Annotated in this window: 5 protein-coding genes; 3 read left to right on the top strand and 2 right to left on the bottom strand. The window is 63.8% G+C overall.

The features are described from left to right. The first annotated feature begins 168 nt into the window (after positions 1-168). The 3 genes from NA3_RS34900 (at position 169) to NA3_RS36545 (ending at position 3,288) form a co-directional block, all read left to right on the top strand. Positions 169-1,251 (top strand): tyrosine-type recombinase/integrase, encoded by a 1,083-nt coding sequence (locus NA3_RS34900; protein WP_062969151.1) that lies wholly within the window; start codon positions 169-171, stop codon positions 1,249-1,251. A gap of 22 nt (positions 1,252-1,273) precedes the next feature. After that, positions 1,274-1,570 (top strand): helix-turn-helix domain-containing protein, encoded by a 297-nt coding sequence (locus NA3_RS34895; RefSeq protein WP_308189599.1) that lies wholly within the window; start codon positions 1,274-1,276, stop codon positions 1,568-1,570. A 461-nt stretch (positions 1,571-2,031) separates the two neighbouring features. Then, the gene (locus NA3_RS36545; protein ID WP_128145643.1) at positions 2,032-3,288 is read left to right on the top strand and encodes a site-specific integrase; all 1,257 of its coding nucleotides are present in this window, start codon (positions 2,032-2,034) and stop codon (positions 3,286-3,288) included. A 192-nt stretch (positions 3,289-3,480) separates the two neighbouring features. Here NA3_RS36545 and NA3_RS36540 read toward each other — a convergent pair whose 3' ends face one another. Next, positions 3,481-3,951, bottom strand: coding sequence for a DUF6283 family protein (locus NA3_RS36540; RefSeq protein ID WP_227995632.1), 471 nt, complete (start codon positions 3,949-3,951; stop codon positions 3,481-3,483). 78 nt (positions 3,952-4,029) lie between these two features. Continuing rightward, positions 4,030-4,227 (bottom strand): hypothetical protein, encoded by a 198-nt coding sequence (locus tag NA3_RS34880; RefSeq protein ID WP_062969146.1) that lies wholly within the window; start codon positions 4,225-4,227, stop codon positions 4,030-4,032. Positions 4,228-4,392 lie beyond the last annotated feature (165 nt).

Raw genomic sequence — 4,392 nt, 5'->3', positions numbered from 1 at the left:
TGTAGCAACTGCCGTGAGTTCTTCACGACCGCAACCGAAGAGGTCAGGGCTTCTCGCAGGAAGTGGTGTATGTGGCGGATCGACAAGAGTTTTCGTGATTTCGTCGAGAATGCCGACACTCGGATGGTATTTATGATGGATGATCGCTCCTGGTGATGTGGCGGTTTCATGACTCTGGCACCGGTGAGGTCGTTGGGCGCGCCGTGTGCTCTGCGGACGACGCAGGAAATCGAGGATTTCGAGCAGGATTTGGTCGACCAGTTCCTGTTGGCCGGTCTTGGTGCGGGGATCAGCGATGGCGTGCTCGCGGCCGACCGTTCGGTGCTGGTGGAGTTTGTTCGCGGATACGGTCGGCCGATCTGGACCGCAGGCCCGGACGCGGTCGATGCGTTCCTGGTTGCTCAACGTAGGCAAGGGCGTGCGCGATCGACGGTATATCGGAAGGCGGTGACGCTGTCTCAATTCTTCGAGTTCCTGATCGCGCGCTATCAGACCGACATTCACCGCGTCGCCGGTCATGTGGTGATCCAGCCGGTCGATGAGTTCAACCGGCCGCCGAAGGCGGACTACGGGACCCGACGGGTGCCGCCGCCGACGGGCGACGTTGAAGTCTTGTTCGGCCGATGGCGGGACGGATTGCCTAATGCCCGCAAGTTCTTGCCGGCTGCGAGGGACTACTTGGCGGCGTCGTTGTGGCGGCGTGCTGGTTTGCGGATCACCGAAACGGTGATGCTCGATATTCGTGACTGGCGGCCGGACCTGGGTTCGAGTGGGAAGCTGCACGTCCGATATGGCAAGGGCAGCCGGGGCCGGGGCCCGAAAACGCGTTTGACACCGGCGATCAACGAGGTCGACGCCTTGCTCGAGTGGTGGATAGCAGATATCCGTCACCAGTTCGGAGATGATTGGGACGATCCAGATGCGCCGTTGCTGCCGAGCGAGCGCCGTGATCCCCGCACCGGGAGGTGCCGCCGGGTCGGCGATGACGCGCTGCGGTCCGGGCTCGCTGTCGCAGTGGGGCGATACCTTCCGGCGTGGAGCGGTCGGCTGACTCCCCATGGCTTGCGCCATTTCTGCGCGTCATCGATGTATGAGCGGGGCATGGATCTGAAGGCGATCCAGGAACTGCTCGGCCACGAGTGGCTATCGACGACGACTCGGTATGTCCATGTGCACGATGATCATGTGGAAAGGGCGTGGGTAGACGCCAACGAACGCGTCGCTGCTCGTTTGGCAGGCGAAGGAGGCTAGGTGGATGCGCTGGAACCTACGAATGAAGGCTGCGGAGAACGGGATCTGGAAGTCGACGGAGATGCGTCGCCGGCTGGCGGAGGCGGGGTTGGAGATCAGCGCCGGCAAGATGTCGGCGTTGTGGATCGGCAACCCGACCAGCATCAGGCTCGATGATCTCGATGTCTTCTGCTCGGTGTTGAATTGCTCGCCCGCGGATTTGCTGATCTGCGAGCCCGATGTCGTTGCGGCGCGCATGCCGAGCAAACCCGAACAGGTGCGGGCCTCGTCCGGCAGGTCGCCTCGGCTGGGCCGCAACCGCACCCTTCCGCCGGCATGAGAACGCCGCAACCGCGCACGTGCCCGGGATGTGGCCTGCGTCCGGTTGCGCATGCGAAGGCCAAGTACTGCTATGGCTGCCGAACGCGAGGAACCCGGATCCCGCCGCCGTGCCGCAGGTGTGGTTCCACGTCGCTGTACTACTCGGGGGGACTGTGTCAGCGCTGCCACAAATACGCGCCGGATTTCGGCGACTCGTGCCCATACTGCTGTGCGTGGGGATTGTTCAAAACCGGTAGCGGAGTGTGTAACGCGTGCCGTGACTGGCGGCGGCGCCATCCCGGTGAGCGTCTGTGCCCGGGTTGCGGGAAGGTCCAGTCGCTCAACGGCTCCGGCTTGTGCCGACTGTGTTGGCGCCGAGCACGTGCCAACTCGTGGGCCGCCGACGGTCTGGTTAACCCGGAAGCGCTGGCTGTCGGGCACCAGCTGTTCATTAGCGACCTGGAACACAAGCTCGCCCTTGTGACACCACCTGCTCTGCGCCGATGGAAAACGAGGCCGATTCGGACACGATCACGAGCCCGCCCACGACCGCGCGCATTCCGACTCGCCGACCATCGCCAACTGACGCTGTTCGACGCGGTCCGCGACAGCAGTCGCCTGGACAAGGCACCGGAACCCCCGTTTCCCGATCTTGCCGCCGCGTTGGAAGCCGTTGTGGTCGAACACGCTGAGACCTATGGCTGGACAGGTGATCTCACCTCTGCGGTTCGACGCGCGGTGCGGGTGTTGTTGGCGATTCAGGACACTCCGGGCGCACCGATCAAGGCCAGCGAGGTCGCATTGCTGCGAAAGACATCGCTGCCGGCCGGGCCGACCATGGATGTGTTGCGGACCGCCGCCATCCTCGAAGACGACGATGTCCCTGCGATCGTCACCTGGTTCGAATCGCGAGTCGCGGCGCTGCCCGACGAGATGGCGTCGGAGTTACGGGTGTGGTTCGCAGTGATGCGTGAGGGGAGCTCGCAACCACCCCGGCGCCGTCCGCGGGCCGACCGCACGATTCGCAACCATCTCACCTCAGCTCTGCCAGTACTACGGGGGTGGGCTGGCGACCACGCCTCGCTACGGGAGATCGACCGCGGCGCCATCCACACGGTGCTGGCTGCCAGTGGCCGTCGCCGCGTCGACACCCTGCAGGGGCTGCGATCGATCTTCCGAATTCTCAAGGCGCGCAAACAGATATTCACCGACCCCACCAGCCGTATCTTCTGCGGCATGGCACGGAACACGATCCCGATGACGATCGCGCCAGCTCAGCTGCGTGAATCGATCGAGTCGCCCGAGCCGACCAGAGCAGCACTGGCAGCGCTGCTCGTTTTTCACGGCGTACGCCCACGGCAACTGCGCCACATCCTATTGACCGACGTCCGTGACAGCCGCCTGTATGTGGACGGGCGAACTATCCCCATGGCCGATCACGTCAGCGCCGGTATCGCCGCGTATCTGCATCACCGTGGCCAGCGATGGCCTAAGACCGCGAACCCCCATTTGTTCGTCAACCAAGTCACCGCGAACCGCACAGGCGCGGTGACCTACAACTGGATCAACTCATGCCTGGGCTGCCGTGCGCAGGATCTCCGTGCAGACAGGATCCTTGACGAAGTCCGCGCGACTGACGGTGATGTCCGCAGAATCTGCGACCTGTTCGGACTGAGTGTCGGTGCGGCGCAACGTTATATCGACGCCGGACGGGTACAACAGTCTGGCGCCGATTAGGAACCAGATCCGCAGATCCGACCGGACGGCGACATGAGGGCGTCAGCGGCGGCCGTAGGTCGGGCCCGTGCCGGATGATCGGCGAGTCGCCAGCGGAAAGTCGGTGAGATGACAGATGTCGGCGCGAAGGTCACTGACTGTCTAGACGAAGCGCCTGAGATCAGAACGTGCGGTTCCCGACGTTGGGCCACCTCAACGGAGGTCGGACCGGTGCCGACAGATCTTGGCGATCGCGCGCACCGCATCCGGGCTCGGCCGGTGAATACCGGCTTGCCCATGATCGGCCGCTTCGTCGCCGGAGCTGAACAGCGGAACCGGTGATCGATAGTCGATCGCCGCTTGAAATGTGGTACCGCTGATACGGCCCTGCACCAGGGCAAACCGCAAGCCCAGTAAGTTGTCGCCGTGGCAGCCGACCCATCCGGCACATAGCCGCCGCAGGTCGCTGTCGGCGTCGGTCTGATGACACTGGAATAATCCGGGTGGCTGCTCGGCCATGTCGCGGTCGTAGGCACGCAACTTCTCGTACTCCTGCGCGTCCCACACTCCGCCCGGCACATCGCGCCGATAGGGGCACGATTGGCACGGCCGCGGCGCCGGCGCCTGCAACTCGTCATTGGCTGTTGCGTCGGCGGCGACGCGAGCCTCGGAGACCTCGGACACGGCTACCACCATGCACCCTTCTCACACCACGATCAACCTCGACTCCGACGACGGCCGCTGATCAGGTCTTCTGTTCCGTTACGCAATGGTCGCATACCTGATCGGTGGGGCGGAGGCGTCGGTGAACGGTGCGAAGTAGTTGTTCTCCGGCCAGCCATCCACATCCGCGATCTGGCCGTTGCGACCCCATGTGTCACCGCCGTTATCGCTGATCAGGTCGATGTCCCCGGGTATGTCCCGATACGAGGCGAACTTTCGCGACTGCGCATCCTTCATAGTTCCCATCATGGCCGTCCCCATGCCGGAGTGCACGCAACCCGTGCTGTCTACGGTGCAGCCAGCTCCCGAACCCACAGATCGATTAGCTTGAAACAACCCACCGGTCCTTCGGTTCCGGTGAGCGCGCCCTTCGGAATTCGCGAACCGACGGAAGACCAGCAT

The organism is Nocardia africana NBRC 100379 (assembly GCF_001612635.1).
Lineage (GTDB): Bacteria > Actinomycetota > Actinomycetes > Mycobacteriales > Mycobacteriaceae > Nocardia > Nocardia africana.
The sequence above is the reverse complement of the archived record's forward strand: the minus strand, read 5'-3'. Positions and strand labels throughout refer to the sequence as shown.